This window comes from Streptomyces sp. NPDC001137, from assembly GCF_040298885.1.
Lineage (GTDB): Bacteria > Actinomycetota > Actinomycetes > Streptomycetales > Streptomycetaceae > Streptomyces.
Map to the genome: position 1 here is coordinate 23,078 of NZ_JBEPBA010000029.1, position 20,513 is coordinate 43,590.

19 protein-coding genes and 1 pseudogene are annotated in these 20,513 nt (G+C 70.4%); 12 read left to right on the plus strand and 8 right to left on the minus strand.

Annotation, left to right across the window (positions count from 1 at the left end):
• Nucleotide 1: 1 nt before the first annotated feature.
• Entirely contained in the window at nt 2–721 is a 720-nt protein-coding gene (fabG, locus tag ABT254_RS39445; protein ID WP_232653182.1) for a 3-oxoacyl-[acyl-carrier-protein] reductase, read from the minus strand.
• 256 nt (nt 722–977) lie between these two features.
• Here fabG and ABT254_RS39450 point away from each other — a divergent pair, with 256 nt between their 5' ends.
• Genes ABT254_RS39450 through tyrS form a run of 3 tightly spaced genes read left to right on the plus strand, consistent with a single transcriptional unit; the run spans nt 978 to nt 5,217 of the window.
• Nucleotides 978–2,501 (plus strand): TldD/PmbA family protein, encoded by a 1,524-nt coding sequence (locus tag ABT254_RS39450; protein ID WP_351481607.1) that lies wholly within the window; start codon nt 978–980, stop codon nt 2,499–2,501.
• Nucleotides 2,498–3,892 carry a metallopeptidase TldD-related protein gene (locus ABT254_RS39455; protein ID WP_351481609.1) on the plus strand — a complete coding sequence of 465 codons (1,395 nt, stop codon included), beginning with the start codon at nt 2,498–2,500 and terminating at the stop codon, nt 3,890–3,892. Before ABT254_RS39450 ends, ABT254_RS39455 begins: the two co-directional genes overlap by 4 nt.
• 56 nt (nt 3,893–3,948) lie before the next feature.
• Nucleotides 3,949–5,217, plus strand: a complete 1,269-nt coding sequence (tyrS, locus tag ABT254_RS39460) for a tyrosine--tRNA ligase (RefSeq protein WP_351481611.1) — start codon at nt 3,949–3,951, stop codon at nt 5,215–5,217.
• A gap of 112 nt (nt 5,218–5,329) precedes the next feature.
• Here tyrS and ABT254_RS39465 read toward each other — a convergent pair whose 3' ends face one another.
• On the minus strand, nt 5,330–5,608 hold the full coding sequence (locus ABT254_RS39465) for a GlsB/YeaQ/YmgE family stress response membrane protein (RefSeq protein ID WP_351481612.1): 279 nt from the start codon (nt 5,606–5,608) through the stop codon (nt 5,330–5,332).
• Nucleotides 5,609–5,853: 245 nt separating this feature from the next.
• Between ABT254_RS39465 and ABT254_RS39470 the strand changes: the two genes are divergently transcribed.
• Both ABT254_RS39470 and ABT254_RS39475 read left to right on the plus strand, forming a co-directional pair.
• The gene (locus ABT254_RS39470) at nt 5,854–6,252 is read left to right on the plus strand and encodes a DUF3099 domain-containing protein (RefSeq protein ID WP_351481827.1); all 399 of its coding nucleotides are present in this window, start codon (nt 5,854–5,856) and stop codon (nt 6,250–6,252) included.
• Between the two features lie 237 nt (nt 6,253–6,489).
• Complete coding sequence (locus ABT254_RS39475; RefSeq protein WP_351481614.1) at nt 6,490–6,708, plus strand: hypothetical protein; 219 nt, start codon at nt 6,490–6,492, stop codon at nt 6,706–6,708.
• Nucleotides 6,709–6,722: 14 nt separating this feature from the next.
• Here the strand turns inward: ABT254_RS39475 and moaA are convergent, their stop codons facing one another.
• The 3 genes from moaA to ABT254_RS39490 all read right to left on the minus strand — a co-directional run bounded on the left by moaA (nt 6,723) and on the right by ABT254_RS39490 (nt 9,869).
• The gene (gene moaA, locus ABT254_RS39480) at nt 6,723–7,712 is read right to left on the minus strand and encodes a GTP 3',8-cyclase MoaA (protein WP_351481617.1); all 990 of its coding nucleotides are present in this window, start codon (nt 7,710–7,712) and stop codon (nt 6,723–6,725) included.
• 178 nt (nt 7,713–7,890) lie between these two features.
• Nucleotides 7,891–9,516: a monocarboxylic acid transporter gene (locus ABT254_RS39485; RefSeq protein WP_351481620.1), complete on the minus strand. Its 1,626-nt coding sequence runs from the start codon at nt 9,514–9,516 to the stop codon at nt 7,891–7,893.
• A complete protein-coding gene (locus ABT254_RS39490; protein ID WP_351481623.1) occupies nt 9,513–9,869 on the minus strand; it encodes a DUF485 domain-containing protein in 357 nt (118 codons plus the stop codon). The genes ABT254_RS39485 and ABT254_RS39490 overlap by 4 nt, the downstream gene beginning before the upstream one ends.
• A gap of 252 nt (nt 9,870–10,121) precedes the next feature.
• Between ABT254_RS39490 and ABT254_RS39495 the strand changes: the two genes are divergently transcribed.
• From ABT254_RS39495 to ABT254_RS39510, 4 genes are all read left to right on the plus strand, one after another.
• Nucleotides 10,122–11,648, plus strand: a complete 1,527-nt coding sequence (locus ABT254_RS39495) for a S8 family serine peptidase (RefSeq protein ID WP_351481626.1) — start codon at nt 10,122–10,124, stop codon at nt 11,646–11,648.
• Between the two features lie 107 nt (nt 11,649–11,755).
• Nucleotides 11,756–13,282: a S8 family peptidase gene (locus ABT254_RS39500; protein ID WP_351481629.1), complete on the plus strand. Its 1,527-nt coding sequence runs from the start codon at nt 11,756–11,758 to the stop codon at nt 13,280–13,282.
• A gap of 96 nt (nt 13,283–13,378) precedes the next feature.
• On the plus strand, nt 13,379–14,740 hold the full coding sequence (locus ABT254_RS39505; protein ID WP_351481632.1) for a CoA transferase: 1,362 nt from the start codon (nt 13,379–13,381) through the stop codon (nt 14,738–14,740).
• 106 nt (nt 14,741–14,846) lie between these two features.
• Nucleotides 14,847–15,851, plus strand: coding sequence for a CopD family protein (locus tag ABT254_RS39510; protein WP_351481829.1), 1,005 nt, complete (start codon nt 14,847–14,849; stop codon nt 15,849–15,851).
• 20 nt (nt 15,852–15,871) lie between these two features.
• Here ABT254_RS39510 and ABT254_RS39515 read toward each other — a convergent pair whose 3' ends face one another.
• The 3 genes and pseudogenes from ABT254_RS39515 to ABT254_RS39525 all read right to left on the minus strand — a co-directional run.
• The gene (locus ABT254_RS39515) at nt 15,872–16,918 is read right to left on the minus strand and encodes a zinc-dependent alcohol dehydrogenase family protein (RefSeq protein ID WP_351481634.1); all 1,047 of its coding nucleotides are present in this window, start codon (nt 16,916–16,918) and stop codon (nt 15,872–15,874) included.
• Nucleotides 16,919–17,043: 125 nt separating this feature from the next.
• On the minus strand, nt 17,044–17,757 hold the full coding sequence (locus ABT254_RS39520) for a VIT1/CCC1 transporter family protein (protein WP_351481638.1): 714 nt from the start codon (nt 17,755–17,757) through the stop codon (nt 17,044–17,046).
• Between the two features lie 163 nt (nt 17,758–17,920).
• Nucleotides 17,921–18,102: pseudogene (locus ABT254_RS39525) on the minus strand (amidohydrolase family protein); the annotation flags it as partial.
• 205 nt (nt 18,103–18,307) lie between these two features.
• Here ABT254_RS39525 and ABT254_RS39530 point away from each other — a divergent pair.
• The 3 genes from ABT254_RS39530 (at nt 18,308) to ABT254_RS39540 (ending at nt 20,452) form a co-directional block, all read left to right on the plus strand.
• Nucleotides 18,308–19,297 (plus strand): DEDDh family exonuclease, encoded by a 990-nt coding sequence (locus ABT254_RS39530; protein ID WP_351481641.1) that lies wholly within the window; start codon nt 18,308–18,310, stop codon nt 19,295–19,297.
• A gap of 80 nt (nt 19,298–19,377) precedes the next feature.
• Entirely contained in the window at nt 19,378–19,611 is a 234-nt protein-coding gene (locus ABT254_RS39535) for a metallothionein (protein WP_351481643.1), read from the plus strand.
• Nucleotides 19,612–19,660: 49 nt separating this feature from the next.
• Nucleotides 19,661–20,452 carry an SURF1 family cytochrome oxidase biogenesis protein gene (locus tag ABT254_RS39540; RefSeq protein WP_351481645.1) on the plus strand — a complete coding sequence of 264 codons (792 nt, stop codon included), beginning with the start codon at nt 19,661–19,663 and terminating at the stop codon, nt 20,450–20,452.
• The last annotated feature ends 61 nt before the right edge of the window (nt 20,453–20,513 follow it).

The window sequence follows — 20,513 nt, forward strand, 5'->3', positions numbered from 1 at the left end:
ATCAGTGACCCATTCCCAGTCCGCCGTCAACAGGGATGACGGCTCCAGTGATGTACGAGGCGTCGTCCGAGGCGAGGAACCGCACCGTCGCGGCCACCTCCTCCGGCTGCGCGTAACGGCCGAGCGGCACCTGCTTGACGATGCCCTCGCGCTGCTCGTCGGTGAGCACCTTGGTCATGTCGGTGTCGACGAAGCCGGGCGCGACGACGTTGAAGGTGATGTTGCGCGAGCCCAGCTCACGGGCGAGGGAGCGCGCGAAGCCGACCAGGGCGGCCTTGGAGGCGGCGTAGTTGGCCTGGCCGGGTCCGCCGTAGAGGCCGACGACCGAGGAGATCAGGACGACGCGGCCCTTCTTGGCGCGCAGCATGCCGCGGTTGGCGCGCTTGACCACGCGGAAGGTGCCGGTGAGGTTGGTGTCGAGGACGGACGTGAAGTCCTCCTCGGACATGCGCATCAGGAGCTGGTCCTTGGTGATGCCGGCGTTGGCGATGAGCACCTCGACCGGGCCGTGCTCGGCCTCGATCTCCTTGTATGCCTGCTCCACCTGCTCGGTGTCGGTGATGTCGCACTTCACCGCGAGGCAGCCCAATTCCGTGAGGGCGGCCGGCGGCTCACCCGAGCGGTACGTGATCGCGACCTTGTCGCCGGCGTCGGCGAATGCGCGGGCGATGGCGAGGCCGATGCCCCGGTTGCCTCCGGTGACGAGAACCGAGCGGCTCAACGGATCACCCTTTCGATAGCGGTCTGATACCCCCCGCCCGAACACCTGGATGACAGGCGGCTTCCTCGAAAACCTATCGGTCCAGGGGCTCCCGCGGACAATCGGGCACCGACAGTGGCTTACGGGACTCACTGTCGGGTCCCTACAGAAAGTTCCCGGTACCGGCTCGAAACCTGTGGTCCGCGGCCCGGTCACGCGAAATGATCGGAGCAACCGCCGGTCCGATCACAGGTCACGACAACAAGGAGAGACCTCGGTGCCTCATACCATCGACGAAGCCTTCACGGCACTTCCCCTACGGGCCCTGGCCGACGCGGCACTCGCACGCGCGCGTGCCCTGGGTGCCGAGCACGCGGACTTCCGGTTCGAGCGGGTCCGCAGTGCCTCCTGGCGCTTCCGGGACGCCAAGCCCGCCGGTTCGTCGGACACCACCGATCTCGGGTACGCGGTGCGGGTCGTGCACGGCGGCACATGGGGCTTCGCATCGGGGGTGGACCTGAGCCTGGACGCCGCCGCCAAGGTCGCCTCGCAGGCGGTGGCGATGGCCAAGCTCTCCGCCCAGGTGATCAAGGCGGCCGGTTCGGACGAGCGGGTGGAGCTCGCCGACGAGCCCGTGCACGCCGAGAAGACCTGGATCTCCTCGTACGAGATCGACCCGTTCTCCGTGCCCGACGAGGAGAAGTCGGCACTGCTGGCGGACTGGAGCGCGCGGCTGCTCGCGGCGAACGGCGTCAACCACGTCGATGCCTCGCTGCTCACCGTGCACGAGAACAAGTTCTACGCGGACACGGCCGGGACCGTGACCACACAGCAGCGCGTGCGGCTGCACCCGCAGCTGACGGCCGTGTCGGTCGACGAGTCGAGCGGCGAGTTCGACTCGATGCGGACGATCGCGCCGCCCGTCGGACGTGGCTGGGAGTACCTCACCGGCACCGGCTGGGACTGGGAGAGCGAGCTCGAGCAGATCCCTGAGCTGCTCGCCGAGAAGATGCGCGCGCCGAGCGTCGAGGCGGGCCTGTACGACCTGGTCGTCGACCCCTCCAACCTGTGGCTGACCATCCACGAGTCCATCGGTCACGCCACCGAGCTGGACCGCGCCCTCGGCTACGAGGCCGCCTACGCCGGCACCTCCTTCGCCACTTTCGACCAGCTCGGCAAGCTGAAGTACGGCTCCGAGCTGATGAACGTCACCGGCGACCGCACCGCCGAGCACGGACTTGCGACCGTCGGCTACGACGACGAGGGCGTCGAGGGCCAGTCCTGGGACCTGGTGAAGGACGGCACGCTCGTCGGCTACCAGCTGGACCGGCGGATCGCGAAGCTGACCGGGTTCGAGCGGTCCAACGGGTGCGCGTTCGCCGACTCCCCCGGGCACGTCCCGGTGCAGCGCATGGCCAATGTGTCGCTGCGGCCGGATCCGGCCGGGATGGCGACGGAAGACCTGATCGGCGGAGTGGACCGGGGCATCTACGTCGTCGGTGACCGTTCATGGTCGATCGACATGCAGAGGTACAACTTCCAGTTCACGGGTCAGCGGTTCTTCAAGATCGAGAACGGTCGGATCACCGGGCAGCTCCGGGACGTCGCATACCAGGCGACGACCACCGACTTCTGGGGCTCGATGGCCGCGGTGGGCGGCCCGCAGACATATGTCCTCGGGGGTGCGTTCAACTGCGGCAAGGCCCAGCCGGGCCAGGTCGCCGCCGTCTCGCACGGCTGCCCCTCCGCGCTCTTCAAGGGCGTCAACATCCTCAACACCACGCAGGAGGCCGGTCGATGAGCGCCCGCAGCAACAAGCCGCACGAGATCGTCGAGCGGGCGCTGGAGCTGTCCACCGCCGACGGCTGTGTCGTCATCGCCGACGAGCACTCGACCGCCAACCTCCGCTGGGCGGGCAACGCGCTCACCACGAACGGTGTGACCCGGGGACGTACCCTCACGGTCGTCGCCACCGTCGACGGCAAGGAAGGCACCGCCTCGGGTGTCGTCTCCCGCTCGGCCGTGACCGCGGACGAGCTGGAGCCGCTGGTGCGGGCCGCCGAGGCCGCCGCACGCGGTGCCGGACCGGCGGAGGACGCACAGCCGCTGGTCACGGGCGTCGCACAGTCGCCGGACTTCGTGGACGCGCCCGCCGAGACCTCGTCGACCGTGTTCGCCGACTTCGCGCCGGCGCTCGGTGAGGCGTTCGCACGCGCGCGTGCGGGCGGCCGCGAGCTGTACGGCTTCGCCAACCATGAGCTGAGGTCGAGCTATGTGGGTACGTCCACGGGCCTGCGCCTGCGCCACGACCAGCCCAACGGGACGCTGGAGCTGAACGCCAAGTCGCCCGACCGTACGCGCTCCGCATGGGCGGGCCGCTCCACGCGCGACTTCAAGGACGTCGACCCGGCGGCGCTGGACGCGGAACTCGCCGTACGCCTCGGGTGGGCCGAGCGGCGGATCGAGCTGCCCGCCGGGCGGTACGAGACGCTGCTGCCGCCGACCGCCGTCGCGGACCTGCTGATCTACCAGATGTGGTCGGCGTCCGGCCGGGACGCGGTCGAGGGCCGCACCGTGTTCTCCAAGCCGGGCGGCGGCACACGCGTGGGCGACAGGCTCAGCGAGCTGCCGCTGACCCTGCGCAGCGACCCGAACGAGCCGGGCCTGGAGTCGGCGCCCTTCGTGATCGCGCACTCCTCCGGCGGCGACCAGTCGGTGTTCGACAACGGCCTGCCGCTCACGGCCACCGACTGGGTACGGCAGGGCGAGCTGGCCCATCTGACGACGACCCGGCACAGCGCGGGCCTGACCGGGCTGCCGGTGGCCCCCGCGATCGACAACCTCGTCCTGACCGGCGGGGACGACCGCTCCCTGGAGGAGATGGTCGCGAACACCGAGCGGGGGCTGCTGCTGACCTGCCTCTGGTACATCCGCGAGGTCGACCCGGCCACGCTGCTGCTCACCGGCCTGACCAGGGACGGCGTCTATCTCGTCGAGAACGGCGAGGTGAGCGGCGAGGTCAACAACTTCCGCTTCAACGAGTCGCCGGTCGACCTGCTCGGGCGGGCCACGGAGGCCGGGCGCACGGAAAAGACACTGCCGAGGGAGTGGAGCGACTGGTTCACTAGGGCTGCGATGCCTGCGCTGCGGGTGCCCGACTTCAATATGAGCTCTGTCAGTCAGGGCGTATAACCTCGTAGCCGGTGGTCGCCCGACCGCCCGAAGATCATCAAGGAGATACGAGAACCGTGACGGACATCGTCGACGAACTGAAGTGGCGCGGGCTCATCGCCCTCTCCACTGACGAGGACGCATTGCGCAAGGCGTTCGCGGACGGTCCCGTCACGTTCTATTGCGGCTTCGACCCGACCGCGCCCAGCCTGCACCTCGGCAACCTGGTGCAGATCCTGACGATGCGCCGGATCCAGGACGCGGGCAACCGTCCGCTGGGCCTGGTCGGGGGTGCCACCGGCCTGATCGGTGACCCGAAGCCGAACTCCGAGCGGACGCTCAACGCCCCCGAGACCGTCGCCCAGTGGGTCGAGCGGCTGCGCGCGCAGATCGCCCCGCTGCTGGACTTCGAGGGACCGAACGCCGCGGTCATGGTCAACAACCTGGACTGGACCCAGGGCCTGTCGGCCATCGAGTTCCTGCGGGACGTCGGCAAGCACTTCCGCGTGAACAAGATGATCGCGAAGGAGGCCGTGGCCCGGCGCCTGGAGTCCCAGGAGGGCATCAGCTACACCGAGTTCAGCTACCAGATCCTGCAGGGCATGGACTTCCTGGAGCTGTACCGCCGCTACGGCTGCACGCTGCAGACCGGTGGCAGCGACCAGTGGGGCAACCTCACCTCGGGCACCGACCTGATCCACAGGGTCGAGCCCGACGCCGTGGTGCACGCGCTGGGCACGCCGCTGATCACCAAGGCCGACGGCACGAAGTTCGGCAAGACGGAGTCCGGCACGGTCTGGCTCGACCCCGAGATGACCACGCCGTACGCCTTCTACCAGTTCTGGCTGAACGCGGACGACCGGGACGTCTCCAAGTTCCTGCGCATCTTCAGCTTCAGGTCCCGCGAGGAGATCGAGGAGCTGGAGAAGCAGACCGAGGAGCGTCCGCAGGCCCGTGCCGCGCAGCGCGCGCTGGCGGAGGAGCTGACGACGCTGGTGCACGGCGCCGACCAGACGGCCGCGGTGATCGCCGCGTCCCGTGCCCTCTTCGGGCAGGGCGAGCTGGCGGAGCTGGACGAGCGGACGCTGGCGGCGGCGCTGTCCGAGGTGCCGCATGTCCGGGTCGCCGAGCCCGGCCTGGTGGTGGACCTGTTCGCCGAGGTCGGTCTGGTGGCCAGCAAGTCGGCTGCGCGGCGGACGGTGAAGGAGGGCGGGGCGTACGTGAACAACGTGAAGGTCGCGTCCGAGGACGCCGTTCCCGCCAAGGAGGATCTGCTGCACGGGCGGTGGCTCGTGCTGCGGCGGGGCAAGAAGAATCTTGCCGCCGTCGAGGTCGCCGGGGCGTAGTCGTCACAGGGGTGCGGGTTTGCTTGCGGGCCGCGGGTTTCGTCGTGGCTTGTGGCGCCCACGCGGCGGAGCCGCAAATCGACACAGGCCCGCGCCCCTCAAAGGCTCAAGCTCACGCCCGCTGTTTGTGCTTGCCCAGTGTTGCCATGTATGCCATGTCGACCAGGAAGACGATGATGACGGCGGCCACCAGCTGGAAGGCGTGGCGGCTCCAGTCGATGCCTCGGGTCGACTCGACGCCGAAGCCGCGTGCGATGGCGTTGCCTGCGATCGCGCCGAGCATGCCGCAGATGGTGGTCAGCCAGAGCGGGCTGTGCTGTTTGCCGGGGATGACCGCCTTGGCGATCAGGCCCAGTACGAATCCCACGATGATGGCCCACAACCAGCCCATGGCTGCCTCCTCGTACGGCTCGATATGAGCCTTGCGCCCAGTGTCGGGCCGGGCGCGGTACGGCGCATGCCGGGCGCGGCTGTACGTGCTACGGCTGAGGCCGTCCGGCCAGGTAGGAGGTGCCCCGGTCTCGTAGGCGGCGCAGACGCGGCGTAACGTTGGAGGTGTCCGGGCGCCGTCCCCCGACCGGGGCGGACCGGGCACGGGGACGGGGATGGTCCGATGCGGGCGGATGGTGGAATGTGATGCGGAAGCAGCATGGCGTCGGCAACAGCCAGGTGTTCCGGATCACCGGGGCTCGGGCGAGCCTCGAGGAGGACGTGCGTGGCCGGCAGCGCCGGTACGTCATCTCGATGTCGATCCGTACGGTGTCGGTGATCCTCGCGGCCTCGCTGTGGAACGTCGAACGGCACGTCGCGATCGTGGCGTTGGTCCTCGGACTGGTTCTCCCCTACATCGCCGTGGTGATCGCGAACGCTGGCCGGGAGAACGCGCCATCGCTTCCGTCGACGTTCGTGGGTGTCCCGATGCGTCCGATGATTGCGCCGCCGCGGACGAACGACGGTTTCGCGGAACCGGTCCCGGAAGATGTCGCGGCCGAGCCCGCACCGGGCACACGAAGCGAGCGTCACGACCGGGCGTGATCATGGTGCGAGGGTCGCAAACGGAAGGCGGCTCCGCACCAAGCTCAAGAAAAGCTCAGATCAATCATGTTGTTCCAGTGCCGGGCGACGGGTTACCCGTGACATACTTCGTAGGCGCTCCGCATCCCCCGTCGGAGCGACAGACCGACGCCGGGCAGCTCCCCCCGTGGCTGCTCGGCGTCGCCTTGTTCGGCGGCTTTTTCCGCGCCTTGTTCAGCCCGGTTGTGAGACGAACCTGTGAGTGACGAGAACCCGATCTGCTCCGCCAAGGGCTGCCGTGCCGATGCCGTGTGGGTGCTCGCATGGAACAACCCGAAGATCCACACGCCGGAGCGACGCAAGACGTGGCTGGCCTGCGAGGAGCATCGGGAGCATCTCTCCCAGTTCCTCGGTGTACGGGGTTTCCTCAAGGACGTGGTCCTGCTGAAGGAATGGGAGTCCTCGCAGGACGCCTAGGTTCTCCTCGGGCCCTAGCCGCCGATCGCCGACATCGGGCGGTCCGGCTGGATGAACGACGGGTCGTCCAGGCCCGCTCCCGCCTTCTTGCCCCACATGGCCAGGCGCCAGATGCGGGCGATCTCCTCGTCCGGGGCGTCGGAGCGCAGGGCTGCGCGCAGGTCGGTCTCCTCCTGTGCGAACAGGCAGGTGCGTATCTGGCCGTCGGCGGTGAGGCGGGTGCGGTCGCAGGCCGAGCAGAACGGGCGGGTGACGGAGGCGATGACGCCGACGCGGTGCGGGCCGCCGTCCACGATCCAGCGCTCGGCGGGGGCCGAGCCGCGCTCGTCCGTGCCCTCCGGAGTCAGCTCGAAGCGGGTGCGCAGCGAGGCCAGGATGTCGCCGGCGGTGACCATGCCCTCGCGCTTCCAGCCGTGCTGGGCGTCCAGGGGCATCTGCTCGATGAAGCGCAGTTCGTAGTCGTTCTCCACCGCCCAGGCCAGCAGGTCCGGGGCCTCGTCCTCGTTGAGTCCCGGCATCAGGACGGTGTTGACCTTGACCGGGGTCAGGCCCGCGTCGCGGGCGGCCTGAAGGCCCTCGATGACGTCCTTGTGGCGGTCCCGGCGGGTGAGGGTCTTGAAGGTGTCGGGGCGGAGGGTGTCGAGGGACACGTTCACCCGGTCCAGGCCCGCCGCCTTCAGGGCCGTCGCCGTGCGCCTGAGTCCGATGCCGTTCGTCGTCAGGGACATCTGGGGGCGGGGGTGCAGCGCGGCGACCCGCTCGACGATGCCGACCAGGCCCGGGCGCAGCAGCGGTTCGCCGCCGGTGAAGCGGACCTCCTTGATGCCCAGGGAGGTGACGGCGATGTCGATCAGGCGGACGATCTCGTCGTCCGTGAGCAGGTCGGGCTTGGCCAGCCACTGCAGCCCCTCTTCGGGCATGCAGTACGTACATCGCAGATTGCACCGGTCGGTCAGCGAGACCCTCAGGTCGGTGGCCACTCGGCCGTAGGTGTCGATGAGCACGTGGGCCCCCTCCCTCGTAGCTGATCAGATACGGATCAGTGCCGGTCCATCATTTCCGTCACTTGTGAGCCTACGTGACGTCACTGACAACAACAGCGGCCCGATCCCACGAGGTACGGCGCGGCCGCGTCGTAGGGACCTACGACGCGGCCGGGTCGGGGGCCGTTTCCAGCTGTCGTCAGTGGGCGCCGGTGCCGGTCAGGGACCGGACCTCCAGTTCCGCGTACTTGCCCTTGTCGGGCTCCTCCTTGGACAGGTAGGTGCCGATGATGCCGAGGAGGAAGCCGACCGGGATCGAGATGATGCCCGGGTTCTCCAGCGGGAACCAGTGGAAGTCGGCGTCGGGGAACATGGACGTCTCCTTGCCGGAGACCACGGGCGAGAACAGCACCAGGCCGACCGCCGTGATCAGGCCGCCGTAGATCGACCACAGCGCTCCCTGGGTGGTGAACCGCTTCCAGAAGAGGCTGTAGAGGATGGTCGGCAGGTTGGCGGAGGCGGCGACCGCGAAGGCGAGGGCGACGAGGCCGGCCACGTTCAGGTCGCGGGCCAGGGCGCCGAGGCAGATCGAGACGGCACCGATCGCGACCGTCGCCCAGCGGGCCGCGCGCAGCTCCTGCTTCTCGGTGGCCTCGCCCTTCTTAATGACGTTCGCGTAGATGTCGTGCGCGAACGACGAGGAGGAGGCGAGGGTCAGGCCCGCGACGACCGCGAGGATCGTGGCGAAGGCGACCGCCGAGATGGAGGCGAGCAGGATGGCGCCCCAGTTGGAGTCGACACCGCCCAGGTGCAGGGCCAGGAGTGGTGCCGCCGTGTTGCCCGCCTTGTTGGAGGCGATGATCTCGTCCGGTTTGATGAGCGCGGCGGCACCGAAGCCCAGCGCGAGCGTCATCAGGTAGAAGGCGCCGATGAGGCCGATCGCCCAGTTCACGGACTTACGGGCGGCCTTGGCGGTGGGCACCGTGTAGAAGCGGATCAGGATGTGCGGAAGGCCCGCGGTGCCCAGGACCAGGGCGATGCCCAGGGAGATGAAGTCCAGCTTGGACGTCGAGGTGAGGCCGTACTTCAGTCCGGGCTCCAGGAAGGCCGACCCCTTGCCGCTGTTGTCGGCGGCCTTTCCGAGCAGGTCGGAGATGTTGAAGTGGAACTTCAGCAGCACCAGGAAGGTCAGCAGCAGGGCGCCCGCGATGAGCAGCACGGCCTTGACCATCTGGACCCAGGTGGTGCCCTTCATGCCGCCGATGGTGACGTACACGATCATCAGGATGCCGACGAGGGCGACGATGCCGATCTTGCCGGCGTCGCTGGTGATGCCGAGCAGCAGCGAGACCAGGACGCCCGCGCCCGCCATCTGGGCCAGCAGGTAGAAGATCGAGACGACGATGGTGGAGGTGCCGGCCGCGGTGCGAACGGGTCGCTGGCGCATCCGGTAGGCGAGGACGTCGCCCATCGTGTAGCGGCCCGAGTTGCGCAGGGGCTCGGCCACCAGGAGCAGCGCCACCAGCCAGGCGACCAGGAAGCCGATGGAGTAGAGGAAGCCGTCGTAGCCGGCCAGCGAGATCGCGCCCGCGATGCCGAGGAAGGACGCGGCGGACATGTAGTCGCCGGAGACGGCGAGCCCGTTCTGGAAGGCGGTGAACTGGCGGCCGCCCGCGTAGAAGTCGGCGGCGTCCTTGGTCTGGCGGCCCGCCCATACGGTGATCACGAGGGTCGCGGCGACGAACACCGAGAACAGGGTGATGATCAGCGGCCGGTGCTCGCTTGCCTCACCCGCGGCCAGCACGGTCTGCTGCGCGATGCTCATGCGTCGCCCTCCATACGGGACTTGATCGCCTCGGCCTTGGGGTCCAGCTTGGCGGCGGCGTGCCGCGAGTACCACCAGGCGATGAGGAACGTGGTGAGGAACTGGGCGAGGCCGAGCACCAGGGCGACGTTGACGTTGCCGAACAGCTTGGTGCCCATGAAGTCGTCCGCGTAGTTCGACAGCAGGACGTAGAGCAGATACCAGGCGATGAAGCCGACGGTGAGCGGAAAGGCGAAGGAGCGGTGGGAGCGGCGCAGTTCACCGAACTCCGCACTCTCCTGCTCCGCGACGAACTCCTCTGTGGAGGGAAGTCGGGCTTGGGTTTTCGAGGGGGGCGGTGTCTCGGTGGCCACGGAGTCTCCTCGCGTTGCGGGTGCGGTTGTGACGGGGATCGGGGGCGAGTGTCCTCGTGCTCCCTGTCCAAGGTCACGGCGCCACGCGAGGACAGGTTCAACTCCCTTGACCTGTTTCCGAACTCACCTTGGGCAACTCATTGCTGACCAGCGGCGCCGGGGGATAGCTTCGGCCTGCACCGCCCGTCATGTACCTGCCCGAGCAGCGCCTGCGTCTCGGGCGGTTTCGTTTCCGGATGATGTGGAGACCCCATGGCTCATCTGCGTTCCAGACGCCGGCTCGCGCTCGCCGTACCGGTCGCGCTGTCGCTGACCGCCTCGCTCGGCTTCCTGCCGGCGGCCGCTCAGGCCGCCCCCCGCGCGGAGTCCACGGCACAGGCGGCCGACGCGGAGAACTTCGCGTATCTCGTCAACACCAAGACGGACCATCGCACGATCGAGTCGGTCAAGGCGGCGATAGCCAAGGCGGGCGGCACCGTCGTCGTGGCGTACGACAAGATCGGCGTGATCGTCGTCCACTCCACGAACCCCGCCTTCGCCCAGCAGATACGCAAGGCGCCCGGCGTGCAGTCCGCGGGGGCCTCGCGCACCTCGCCGGTGACCGCGGCGGGGACGACGGACGAGGGGGCGGTCCAGTACCTCTCCAAGGCCGAGGCCGCGAAGACGGCGGGCAGCGCCACGGCCGGCGAGGAGCCACTGGAGGCCGACCAGTGGGACCTCCGGGTGATCGGCGCCGACAAGGCGGCCAAGATCGACCCGGGCAGCAAGAAGGTGACCGTCGCCGTGATCGACGTCGGCGTCGACGACACCCACCCCGACATCGCCCCGAACTTCTCCGCCTCGCAGTCCGCGAACTGTGTGAGCGGCAAGGCGGACACGACGTACGGCTCCTGGCGGCCGGTGGACACCGGCCACTACCACGGCACGCATGTGGCGGGCGAGATCGCCGCGGCCCGCAACGGCATCGGTGTCGCAGGGGTCGCGCCCGGTGTGAAGGTCGCCGGCATCACGGTGGCGCAGCCGGACGCGAGCCAGCTGTTCTTCCCCGAGAGCGTCGTGTGCGCCTTCGTGTTCGCCGCCGACCATGGCGTCGCGATCACCAACAACAGCTACTACGTCGATCCGTGGCTGTACAACTGCATGGACGACCCGGATCAACGTGCCATTGTTGATTCGGTCAACAGGGCGCAGCTGTATGCACAGCGCAAGGGCACACTCAATGTCGCCGCGGCGGGCAACTCCAACGACGACCTCGACTCGAACGCCCTCGTCGACGACTCCAGCCCCGACGACTCGACCCCGGTCACCCGGACGATCGATCCGCACAAGTGCTTCGACGTGCCGACCCAGCTGCCGGGTGTGGTCACGGTCAGCGCGACCGGTGTCACGGGCGCCAAGTCGTACTACTCCAGCTACGGCGACGGGGTCATCGACGTCGCGGCGCCGGGCGGCGACAAGTACAAGATCCCCGACACGCCGTCGAAGAACGGCCGCATCCTCTCCACGCTGCCGAACAACTCCTACGGCTTCCTGCAGGGCACCTCGATGGCCACACCGCATGTCGCGGCCGTCGCCGCGCTGCTGAAGTCGACGCACCCCTGGGCGACTCCGGCCCAGCTGCAGGCCCTCCTCAAGGCGCAGGCCGACAACCCGGGCTGCCCGACCGGCCCGTACGACGGGGACGGGGACGGCGTCGTGGACGCCACCTGCGTGGGCGGCAAAAAGATCAACGGATTCTACGGTTTCGGTATCGTCAACGCGCTGCGCGCAGTGAAGTAGATCCAGTGCCTGCTCGGGCGGCGCGGTGAAAGGAACCGCGCCGCCCCGGACCTCCCGCTCGGTCCGCACCCCCGCTCGCACCGCGAACGAACTGGAGACACCGACACATGACAGGGCCTCACCCGCGCTTCCGCCGCGCGATCGCGATCCCGCTCGGGATGGCGATGGCGACGGCCCTCGCGTTCCTGCCGAACGGCTCCGCCGCGGCGGCGGACAGCGCGCGGGCGGCCACCACCACCGCCGCCGACGCGGGCCCGCTCAGCTATGTCGTCAACGTCCGCGCCGGGCACGGGGCTTCGGCGTACGTGAAGAAGGCGATTGCCGAGGCCGGCGGCACGATCGTGACGTCGTACGACGAGATCGGCGTGATCGTCGTCCACTCGGCGAACCCCGGCTTCGCCAGGACCATCCGTACGGTGCACGGGGTGGAGTCGGCCGGCAACACCCGCAACGCTCCGCTGCCCGCCCAGTCGACGACCGACGTGGGCGCACCGAAGGCGCTGACGGCCGAGGAGCTGAAGGGCGCTCAGGCCGTCGACGGGCAGGACCCGCTGGAGCCTCTGCAGTGGGATCTCGCCGCCATCAAGGCGGACAAGGCGCACGAGAAGTCGCTGGGCAGCCCGAAGGTCACGGTCGGTGTGATCGACACCGGTGTCGACGACACGCACCCCGACATCGCGCCGAACTTCAACCGGAACGCCTCGGTCAACTGTGTGTCGGGCAAGCCGGACACGACCGACGGCGCCTGGCGCCCCGGCGCCTCGGAGAGCCCGCACGGCACGCACGTGGCGGGCGAGATCGCGGCCGCGAGGAACGGTGTCGGCATGACCGGTGTCGCACCGGGCGTGAAGGTCGCCGGCATCAAGGTGGCGAACCCGCAGGGCTACTTCTACACCGAGGCCGTGGTCTGCGGCTTCGTGTGGGCGGCCGAGCACGGCGTCGACGTCACGAACAACAGCTATTACACCGATCCCTGGTACTTCAACTGCACCGACGACCCGGACCAGAAGGCGCTCGTGGACGCCGTCACCCGGGCCGCGCGGTTCGCCGAGCGGAAGGGCACGGTCAACGTCGCCGCGGCCGGCAACGAGAAGTACGACCTGGCCTCGGACGCGATCACGGACCCGTCCTCGCCGAACGACGGCACCCCCTCCGACCGGGTGGTCGACCCGTCCAGGTGCCTCGACATACCGACCCAGCTGCCGGGTGTCGTGACCGTGGCGGCGACCGGCGCGAAGGGCATCAAGTCGTCCTTCTCCAACTACGGTCTCGGCTTCATCGACGTGGCCGCTCCGGGCGGCGACTCCACGCGCTACCAGGCCCCGGCCCCGCCGGCCACCAGCGGCCTGATCCTGGGCACGCTGCCCGGCGGCAAGTGGGGCTACATGGCCGGCACGTCGATGGCCTCGCCGCATGTGGCGGCGGTCGCCGCGTTGATCAAGTCAACCCATCCACATGCCTCCCCCGCCCTGGTGAAGGCCCTGCTGTACGCCGAGGCCGACCGCACGGCGTGCACGGACCCGTACGACATCGACGGGGACGGCAAGGTCGACGCGGTGTGCGAGGGGCCGGGGAACTACAACGGCTTCTACGGCTGGGGCACGGTGGACGCGCTGGACGCGGTGACCAAGTAGCGGGGAAGAGGCGGACAGAGGGCAGACAGTGGCGGGACGACGGCTTCCGGGGTCGCCGTCCATATATTGATTCAGTCAATGATGCATAGTGCAGTCATGACTGCAATCAAGTTCGCATGGTCTGCGCTGGGCGGCGACGCCGCCCTTCTCCCACGGGTGTCGACCTTGGTGCGGAAGGACGCTCTCCAGGGACGCCTTCCCGTACGGGAGCTGGCGCGGGCCTGTGTCGGTGCCTGCGCGCTGGCCGGTGCCGAGCTGGCGGCAGGGCGGAGCGGGTCGGCGGTGCCCGGGGTCCGGGTGGACGACGGCGCCGTCGCCACGGCCTTCCACAGTGAGCGGCAGCTGCTGGTCGACGGGCGGGCGCCGGTCGGCTTCGCCCCGCTGTCCCGGTTCTGGCGGACGGCGGACGGATGGGTGCGGACGCACGCCAACTATCCGCACCACCGGGCTCGGCTCCTGAACGCCTTGGGCGTTCCGGACGACGTGGCCGCCGTCGAAGCCGCGTTGGCCGAGCGGTCCGCGCTGGAGGTCGAGGAGACGGTGTACGCGGCCGGGGGTCTGGCCGTGGCCCTGCGGACCCCGCAGGAGTGGGCCGCGCACGAGCAGGCCGTGGAGGTGGCCGCGCGGCCCCTGGTGGAGCGCGCACGGCTCGACTCCGCGCACGCGCGCGTGCTCGCCCCGCTCGACGGGTCTCCCCTGCTGCCCGCGGCCGGACTGCGGGTCCTCGACCTGACCAGGGTGCTGGCCGGCCCGGTCGCCACCCGCACGCTCGCCCTGCTGGGCGCGGACGTGCTGCGCGTGGACAGCCCGCACCTGCCCGAACTGCCCGACCAGCACGCCGACACGGGCTTCGGGAAGCGGTCGACGACGCTGGACCTGGCGGCCGACCGGCACACCTTCGAGGAGCTGCTCGCGGCGGCGGACGTGATCGTCACCGGCTACCGGCCGGGCGCCCTGGACCGGTTCGGGCTGTCACCGCACGCGCTGGCGGAACGGCGGCCCGGCGTAGTGGTGGCGCAGGTGTCGGCCTGGGGCGCCTACGGTCCGTGGGGCGAGCGGCGGGGCTTCGACAGCCTGGTGCAGGTGGCGTCGGGGATCGCCGCCCTCGAGGGCTCCCTGGAGCAGCCGGGTGCGCTGCCCGCGCAGGCGCTCGACCACGGGACGGGGTATCTGCTGGCGGCGGCGGTGCTGCGCGCGCTGACCGAGCAGTCGCGCGAGGGCGGCAGCCGGTTGGTACGGCTGGCGTTGGCGCGTACCGCCGAGTGGCTCGTGAACGGCATCGGGGCCGGTGCCGTGGGCGACGACTCGTACGAGGGGCCCCGTCCCTGGCTCGCCGAGACGGACAGCTCCCTGGGGCGGCTGCGGTACGCGCTGCCGCCGGTGTCCTTCGCGGGCGGGCCGGCCGACTGGGCGCGGCCGCCGGTGCCCTGGGGGACGGATCCCGCGCGGTGGGTCTGAGTCACGGGAGCGTCCGAAAGCGTACCTGTGAGCAGAATGCCGTACCCCAGTTGTCTTACTCCACTTGCCCGGTTCTGCGGCGGCTGGCGAACATCGTGAGGTGACCTTGATAAAACCCACGGCCGGGGAAGCCGAGGCCGGGGAGCCCGTACGGCGCCACCGGGCCGGCCGAGCCGTCGCCGTGCTCGTCCTGGTGGCCCTTGCCGCGCTGATACCGCTGCTGGGCCCCTCTGTCGCGCTGCACGGCACGGGGGAGGCCGCCGCTCCGGGCGTCAGCGGGATCGCGCTGCTGCGGGCGGTGTTGTTCGCCGCGTTGTGCGTGCCGGTGGGCGAGTTGTGGGTGAAGCGTCTGGCCCGTTCGCTGCCCGGCGCTCCGCAAACCGCGCCCCGCAGCTGGGCACCGTATGCGGCCGCCGCCGGTTTCGTCGCCGCACTGGGTCTCGCCTCGGTCGTGTCCACCGGCAACCTGGTGCCGCACAGCCTGGCCGACATCAACGTCGGTGGTCTCTACGACTCGCGGGACGGCAGGCTCGCGCTGGTCGAGGTCAACGCCTTTCTCGCGGCCGGTCTCTGCGCCCTCTCGCGCCGCCCCGCCACCCAGGTCCTGCCGCTGGCAGCGATCATCACCGCGGAAGCCCTGCGCGCGCACCCCACGACCGAACACAGCCCGCTGCTCGGGTCGGGGCTGACGGTCGTGCACCTGACGTGCGCGACGCTGTGGTCGGGCGGTCTGCTGCACGCCCTGCGGACGCTGCGCCGGTGGGGCCCCTCCGCGACGGGCGCGGCCCTGCTGGGGCTCTACGCGCGCGTGGCGGCCGTTCTGCTCGCCGTCATCACCGCGACCGGGGTGTGGAGTTCGCTGCGCCGCATGCCGTCGCACACCATCCTGGACCAGTTGACGACGACGGCGTACGGGCGCACCCTGCTCGCCAAGGTGATCCTCGTGGCCACCGTCGCCCTGCTCGCCCTGTGGGCCCGGATCCGGCTGCGCCGCGCCGCCGACCCGCTGACCGCCTGCTCCCCCGCGCGCATGGAGGTCGCCGCCCTGGGGGTGGTGGTCCTGGTGTCGGGGCTGCTGACGGCGCTGCCGCTGCCGATCCGCTGGTCGTGACGGCCAGTCGTCGGTGACGGTCAGTCGTTGGTGACGAGCACCTTCAGGGCCGTGCGCTCGTCCATCGCCTTGTAGCCGTCGGGGACGCCCTCCAGACCGACCGTCAGGTCGAAGACCGGCGAGGCGTCGACGGCGCCGTCCAGGACGTCGGGCAGCAGCTCCGGGATGTAGGCGCGGACCGGCGCGACACCGCCGCGCAGTGCGATGTTCCGGTCGAACATGACGCCGAGGTCGAGGCCGGTGCCGCTGCCGTGCGGCACGCCGACGAAGCCGATCGCACCGCCGTCGCGGGTGATGTCGACCGCCGTACGCATGGACTGTTCGGTGCCCACGGCTTCGACGACGGCGTGTGCGCCCTGGCCGCGGGTGAGTTCGCGCACGGCCTCGACGGCCGCTTCCCCGCGTTCGGCGACGACCTCGGTGGCGCCGAAGCGGCGCGCGATGTCGGTGCGGACCTGGTGGCGGCCGAGGGCGATGATCCGCTCCGCGCCGAGCCGCCTGGCGGCGAGCACCGCGCACAGGCCGACGGCTCCGTCACCGACGACGGCGACCGTGGCTCCCGGGCGGGCGCCCGCGCCGAGGGCCGCGTGGTGGCCGGTGCCGAGGACGTCGGAGAGGGTCAGCAGGGCGGACAGCAGGTGGTCGTCGGAGGCCGCGTCCTTGGGAAGCCGGACAAGGGTGCCGTCGGCGAACGGCACGCGCACGGCCTCGCCCTGGCCGCCGTCGTACCCCACGGAGCCCCAGAAGCCGCCGTGCTCGCAGGAGGTGGTGAGGCCCTCGCGGCAGTAGCCGCAGACACCGTCGGACCACATGAAGGGCGCGACGACGAGGTCACCCCGCCGGACGGACGAGACCTCGCCGCCGGTCTCCTCCACGATGCCGAGGAACTCGTGCCCGATGCGCTGCCCCGGCTGCCGGGCCGCCTCGCCCCGGTACGCCCACAGGTCGCTGCCGCAGATGCAGGCGCGCAGCACCCGCACCACGGCGTCGGTGGGCAGCTGCACCACGGGCTCGGGCACGTCCTCCACGCGCATGTCGTACGGGGCGTGGATGGTGGTGGCGCGCATGGCGAGGGTCCTTCTCGTGCGGTGTCATGGGTGCGCTCGGGGGGGGCGGGCGCACTTCACGGTACGCCGCCGCGGACGCCCGCCGCTCGCCGAGGGTTGCGCCGACCAGCGAGAATTCGGGCCTGCTAGACCCCGGCCGCCCCCAGGAGCGTCCCGGCCGCGTAGGTGACGCCCATGGCCAGCGCTCCGCCCGCCACATTGCGCAGCACGGCCGGCCCGGGCCGGGCGCCGCCGAGACGTGCGCTGGTCCAGCCGGTGAGGACGAGGGCGGCCAGGACGCAGACCACGGTGACCGGGAGCCGCCAGTGAACGGGCGGCAGGACGATCGCCAGCAGCGGCAGCAGCGCGCCGACGGTGAACGCGAGGAAGCTCGCCCACGCCGCGTGCCAGGGGTTGGTCAGCTCGTCGGGGTCGATGCCGAGCTCCACGCGCGCGTGCGCCCTGAGTGCGTCCCGTTCGGTCAGCTGCTCGGCCGCCTCCCTGGCCACCTCGTGGGACATGCCCCGCTCCTGCAGCAGCCCGGTGAGCTCCTCCAGCTCGGCCTCGGGCTGTTCGCGCAACTCCCGCCGTTCCAGGGCGAGTGCGGCCATCTCGGAGTCCCGCTGGGTGGAGACCGACACGTACTCCCCGGCGGCCATCGACATCGACCCGGCGAGCAGACCGGCGAGACCGGCGGTGAGCAGGGCCGAGCGGTGGTCCGTCGCGCCGGCCACACCGACGACGAGGCCCGCGGTGGAGACGATGCCGTCGTTCGCGCCCAGCACGGCGGCGCGCAGCCAGTTCAGCCGCTCACCCAGTGCGCCTCCGTGGGCCTCGCCGGCGTGCGTTGGTTCCGTCACACCGGGAGGATCCCACCGCGGGCGTCACCACACCCGTACCGACGCTCCCCGGGCGAACGCCGGGCTCGCCGCGCCCACCGGCGGTTCGGTGAGCGGCTCGGCCAGTTCCGCCACAGGCGGGCCGCGTTGCCCCCGACCATGGCGGCTGCCTCGTCGCGCGGCAGTCGCAGCCCCACAGGATGTTGTCGACGCCGATCTCGTAACGCTGGGCCAGTTCACGGCGCTTGGTGTCGGTCGCGCAGACGAAGACCTGACGGTCCAGGTACTCGTGCGGCGGCCGCTTCCCTCCTGGACCGGCGAGAGCTTCTTGCCGCCGTGCGCGCCCAGGAAGAGGCCGCGTCTGAAGGCCCATCACGCACGCCCCTGGGGAAGCGTCGAGGAACTGCCGCGGATCGTCGTCACGCTGGTGCATGTACGGCAGCAGGGCCTGGGCGCTGACTCCCAAGCCGGGGGCACAGACATTCGCGCCATTCGCGGCACTCGAACAGACCGGCGGGGAAGGCCACCTGACGGACAGGACTGTCAGTGCCGGGCCGTATCCTCAGGGACCATGCTCGAAGACCTTCCGACCGCAGCGTCCTCCCCCACGGCGTGGCCGGCCGCGTATCCGCAGGGATACGCGGTCGTTGACGTGGAGACCACCGGGCTGGCCCGGGACGACCGGATAATCTCCGCGGCCGTCTACCGGCTGGACGCGCGCGGCGAGGTCGAGGACCACTGGTACACGACGGTCAACCCGGAGCGGGACCCGGGGCCGGTGTGGATCCACGGTCTGACGAGCGAGGCGCTCGAGGGCGCGCCCCTCTTCCAGGACATCGCCGAGGAGTTCGCGACCCGCCTTGAGGGCCGGGTGCTCGTCGCGCACAACGCCGTCTTCGACTGGCAGATGATCGCGCGGGAGTACGCGCGTGCGCAGCGCGAGGCGCCGGTGCGGCAGCGGCTGTGCACCATCGCGCTCTCCAAGGAGCTCGGGCTGCCGCTGCCCAACCACAAGCTGGAGTCGCTGGCCGCCCACTTCGGTGTCGTGCAGCAGCGTGCGCACCACGCGCTGGACGACGCGCGGGTGCTGGCGGAGGCGTTCCGGCCGAGCCTGGCGGCCGCGGCGGCCGGGGGCGTACGGCTGCCGCTGCACGAGTGCCGGCCGCTGACGGAGTGGGCGGACCGGCCCGTGCCCCGGATCGGGCAGCAGAGCGGGGGCTACGGCAGCTATCGGCCGAGCAGTTGGCGCCCCTCCCGCAAAAGGCCCGCATGCCCATATCCCAACCCAGGGCGTTACGAAGACGGCAAACCACTCAAGCAGGGCATGCGGATCGCCTTCTCCGGGGACACCTCCGTCGAGCGGGAGCTGCTGGAGGACCGGGCGGTCGAGGCGGGTCTGCATGTCGCGACGAGCCTGTCCCGGCTGACCAGCCTGCTCGTCACGAACGACCCGGACTCGGGCACGTCGAAGGTGGTCAAGGCCCGGCAGTACGGGACACCGGTGGTGGACGAGGCGGCGTTCGGCCAGCTGTTGAGGGATGTGGAGCCCGCCGACGGATGACCCGTACGGACGGGTGATTGCCGTGCGACTCGCCCGCCGCCCGCTCGCCCGCGCGGCGGCGACGGCTCACCCTGTGGCGCATGGCGACCTGTGAAGTATGTGGCAATGACTACGGAATGACCTTCGAGGTGCATGCGCAAGGAGCGGTGCACGTCTTCGACTGCTTCTCCTGTGCGATCCACCGCATGGCACCCGTGTGCGAGCACTGTCGTGTGCAGATCATCGGGCAGGGGGTCGAGGTCGACGGCCAGTGGTTCTGCGGAGCGCACTGCGCCCGTGCGGAGGGCAAGGTGGGCATCGTCGACAAGGTGTGACCCGCCACCCGCCCGAACACACCCCACGACCGAGTTGTACGGTCGTGGGGTGTACCGCTTCCTGTTGTCCCGGCAATGGGTGATCCTCACCCTGATCGCCCTCCTCCTGATCCCCACGATGATCAGGCTGGGCATCTGGCAGAAGCACCGCTACGAGATGCGCACCGCCCGCAACGACCTGGTCTCCGCGGCGCTGCACGCAAGGCCGGTCCCCGTGGAGCAGCTCACCTCCCCCGGGCACGCGGTCACCAGCGCCGACAAGTACCGCACCGTCACCGCGACGGGCACCTTCGACACCGCCCGCGAGGAAGTCGTCAGGCGCCGCACCAACTCCGACGACGAGGTCGGCTTCCATGTCCTGACCCCGTTCGTCCTGACGGACGGCAAGGTGGTGCTGGTCAACCGCGGCTGGATCCCGGCGAACGGGGCGCAGACCACCTTCCCGAAGATCCCCGCACCGCCCGCCGGCAAGGTCACCATCCAGGGGCGGCTGAAGGCCGACGAGACGACCGCGGCGAGCGGCATCAAGGAGATCAAGGGGCTGCCGGACCGGCAGGTCATGCTGATCAACAGCGAGGAGCAGGCCCGGCGGCTCGGGGCCACGGTCCTCGGCGGCTACATCGAACAGACGGCGCCGGAGGCGAAGGGCAACAGCCCCGAGCAGATCTCCGACCCCGGCAGCGAGGACGCCCCGCTGAACTACGCGTACATGATCCAGTGGTGGCTGTTCGCCGCCGGGGTCCCGGTGGGCTGGTGGGTGCTGGTACGACGCGAGCGCCGTGACCGGGAGGAAGCGGCCGCGAAGGAGCAGGCGGAGGAAACGGAACCCGCGGCGGTGTAGCCACCCGCAGGTCACTCCCCCGGCCCCGCCCCGGATTGCCCCGGGGCCCGCGCGGGAACCC